Source organism: Roseovarius salis (assembly GCF_044472985.1).
GTDB classification, from domain to species: Bacteria; Pseudomonadota; Alphaproteobacteria; order Rhodobacterales; family Rhodobacteraceae; genus Roseovarius; species Roseovarius salis.
This window is the reverse complement of record NZ_JBISDG010000086.1, coordinates 1-2,847: the sequence shown is the minus strand read 5'-3', so window position 1 is coordinate 2,847 and position 2,847 is coordinate 1. Positions and strand designations below refer to the sequence as shown.

Below are 2,847 nucleotides of genomic sequence, written 5' to 3'. Positions count from 1 at the left end.
GTAGGCGGTGTCGTCCATTTCGGCGCGGGCCGCGCCGGTGATACGGACATCCCCCGCGACTGCCGCGCCCGGCCGTCCGGGCGCGGCTTCGAGGCGGTTGCCCTCCACGTTATTTCTGATATTCATGAAATATGGAATCAGAAACCCTCAATCGCCTCACCGTACTCGGTCATTCCGGCCGCATGGCCGTGTTCCGCCTGTTGATACGGCGGCTGCCCGACGCGGTTCCCGCCGGCGAGATCGGGCGCGCGCTGGACATCAAGCCCTCGACCCTTTCTGTCTACCTCTCCGCGCTGGCGCAGGCCGGGCTGGTCAGCCAACACCGGGCGGGCACCTCGCTGCGCTACCGCGCCGAAACCGCGGCGGCGCGGGCGATCATCGACTTCCTGTTCGCGGATTGCTGCCGGGGGCGGCCCGATCTCTGTCCGCCTTCCCTGCCCTCCCCCACTGCCGGAGACACGTCCATGTCCGACAGGAAATACAACGTGCTGTTCATCTGCACAGGCAACTCGGCCCGGTCGATCTTTGCCGAGTCGATCCTGCGCGACATGGCCGGCGGCCGCTTCGTCGCCCATTCCGCCGGGACGCAACCCTATTCGGAACTCAATCCCTTCGCGCTCGCGGTTCTCGGGGCCAAGGGCCATGACACCACCCCGCTGAGGGCCAAGAACATCAGCGAATTCCAGGGCCCGGACGCCCCTGCGATGGATTTCGTCTTCACCGTCTGCGACCGGGCGGCGAACGAGCACTGCCCGCCATGGCCCGGCCAGCCGATCACCGGCCACTGGGGCGTGCCCGACCCGGTAAAGGAAACCGGAACGGAGGCGCAGAAAAGCCTCGCCTTCCAGCAGGCCTATGGCCTGTTGAAAAACCGCATTTCCGCATTCAGCGCGCTCGACGTCGGGATGCTGGACCGCGTTGCGCTGCAGGCCGCCGTGGACGACATCGCAACCCGCGACAAGGAGCCATCCGCATGACCACCTACGCCATCAACGGCCTGGGCCGCGTGGGCAAGCTGGCGCTGCGCCCGCTGCTGGAGCGCGGCGCAACGATCGCCTGGATCAACGACGCCGTGGGCGACGCGGCCATGCACGCCCACCTGCTGGAATTCGACACGGTGCACGGGCGGTGGGACGCCGCGTTTTCCCATGACGCGGACAGCGTGACCGTCGACGGCACCCGCCTGCCTTTCATCGGCACGGGCCGGATCGAGGATCTGCCACTCGACGGCGTCGACGTGGTGATCGACTGCACCGGCGTCTTCAAGAGCGAGACAGCGCTCGCCCCTTACTTCGACGCGGGCGTGCGCCGGGTCGTGGTGTCCGCCCCTGTCAAGGATGGCGACGCCGCCAACATCGTCTACGGCGTCAACCACGACATCTACGACCCCGCCCGCCACCGCATCGTGACGGCGGCGAGTTGCACCACGAACTGCCTCGCGCCCGTGGTCAAGGTCATCCACGAGAACCTGGGTATCCGCCACGGCTCCATGACCACGATCCACGACGTGACCAATACCCAGACCATCGTGGACCGCCCGGCCAAGGACCTGCGCCGCGCGCGCTCTGCCCTCAACAGCCTGATCCCCACCACCACCGGCAGTGCCACTGCGATCACGCTGATCTACCCCGATCTCGCGGGCAGGCTGAACGGCCACGCGGTGCGGGTGCCGCTGCTCAACGCCTCGCTCACCGACTGCGTGTTCGAGGTGACGCGGGAAACCAGCGTGGAAGAGGTCAACGCCCTGTTCGCGGCGGCGGCCAAGGGCGATCTGGCCGGTATCCTGGGCTACGAGGACCGCCCGCTTGTCTCCGCCGATTACGAGGGCGACACGCGCTCTGCCATCATCGACGCGCCATCCACCATGGTGGTAGGTGGCACGCAGGTGAAGGTTTACGCGTGGTATGACAACGAGGTGGGCTATGCCCACCGCCTCGCCGACGTGGCGCTGATGGTGGGGAGCGCCTCGTGACCCGGCGGGCCGAGGGGGTGTCGGCCTACATCGCCGTCACCGCCGCCTACTGGGCCTTCATGCTGACCGACGGCGCGCTGCGGATGCTGGTGCTGCTGCATTTCCATACGCTTGGCTTCACCCCGGTGCAGCTGGCGTGGCTCTTCGTGCTCTACGAGGTGGCGGGCATGGTCACCAACCTCTCGGCGGGCTGGATCGCGGCACGCTTCGGGCTGACCTCGACGCTCTATGCCGGGCTGGGGCTGCAGGTGGCCGCGCTGATCGCGCTGGCCCAGCTCGATCCCGGCTGGGCGGTGGGGCTGTCGGTGGCCTATGTCATGGTGGTGCAGGGCGCCTCGGGCGTGGCCAAGGATCTGGCCAAGATGTCCTCGAAATCCGCCGTCAAGCTGCTGGCACCCAGCGGACACGCCGGTCTTTTCCGCTGGGTCGCGGTGCTTACCGGCTCCAAGAACGCGGTCAAGGGCATGGGCTTCCTGCTGGGGGCGGCGCTGCTGGCCATGGCGGGCTTCACGTGGGCTGTGCTGGGCATGGCCGCGGTGCTGGCGGCGATCCTTGCCGCCGTGGCACTGGCCATGCCGCCGGGCCTGCCCACGGGCCGCAAGGGCGTGAAGTTCTCCGAGGTCGTCTCGAAATCCGCCAACATCAACTGGCTCAGCGCGGCGCGCGTGTTCCTGTTCGGCGCGCGTGACGTGTGGTTCGTGGTGGGCATCCCGGTCTATTTTTACGCCGTGCTGTCGGACGGGTCCGAGGCCGGCAACCGCGCCGCCTTCTTCATGGTGGGCGGGTTCATGGCGGTCTGGATCATCCTTTACGGCGCGGTGCAGGCCGCCGCGCCGCGCCTGCTGCGCGCCGCCGACCGGCCCGAGAGCGAGCTG

General features: G+C 68.1%; 2 protein-coding genes and 1 pseudogene. All 3 read left to right on the top strand.

Annotated elements, in window-relative coordinates:
* Window positions 1-131 precede the first annotated feature (131 nt).
* Window positions 132-977 (top strand): arsenate reductase/protein-tyrosine-phosphatase family protein, encoded by an 846-nt coding sequence (locus ACH13J_RS18205; RefSeq protein ID WP_397544760.1) that lies wholly within the window; start codon window positions 132-134, stop codon window positions 975-977.
* Window positions 974-1,972: an ArsJ-associated glyceraldehyde-3-phosphate dehydrogenase gene (locus tag ACH13J_RS18200; protein WP_397544759.1), complete on the top strand. Its 999-nt coding sequence runs from the start codon at window positions 974-976 to the stop codon at window positions 1,970-1,972. Before ACH13J_RS18205 ends, ACH13J_RS18200 begins: the two co-directional genes overlap by 4 nt.
* Before the next feature lie 59 nt (window positions 1,973-2,031).
* A pseudogene (locus ACH13J_RS18195) lies at window positions 2,032-2,847 on the top strand (organoarsenical effux MFS transporter ArsJ); the annotation flags it as partial.

Bases quoted from the DNA above. Each gene is read 5' to 3' on its own strand.
- ACH13J_RS18205 (WP_397544760.1), top strand. From the start codon at position 132: ATGGAATCAGAAACCCTCAATCGCCTCACCGTACTCGGTCATTCCGGC.
- ACH13J_RS18200 (WP_397544759.1), top strand. From the start codon at position 974: ATGACCACCTACGCCATCAACGGCCTGGGCCGCGTGGGCAAGCTGGCG.